Raw genomic sequence first — 265 nt, forward strand, 5'->3', positions numbered from 1 at the left:
TGATCCGCGATTCCCAATAAGGCGTCTTTATCAATATCATCTTCACCACGATAAACGGTAATGCCTAAACTGATGGTGATATGTTTCGCAACCAAGGATTTTTCATGTGGAATTTCCAGACGGTCAATCGCCTTAAAGATATTTGAAGCCACCGCATAAGCACCATGTGCATCCGTTTCTGGCAAGAGCACCACAAACTCCTCCCCGCCATAACGCGCTACAAAGTCCATATGTCGGATCGCATTCTTGATGGTTTTGGCAATAG

1 protein-coding gene is annotated in these 265 nt (G+C 44.9%); it reads right to left on the reverse strand.

Going from position 1 to position 265, the window contains the following annotated elements:
- Nucleotides 1-265: diguanylate cyclase domain-containing protein (locus J5474_RS22560; RefSeq protein WP_209364259.1), on the reverse strand; the 265-nt coding region annotated here is incomplete at both ends.

Origin of the sequence: Sagittula salina, assembly GCF_017813235.1 — a bacterium.
Taxonomy (GTDB): Bacteria; Pseudomonadota; Alphaproteobacteria; order Rhodobacterales; family Rhodobacteraceae; genus Sagittula; species Sagittula salina.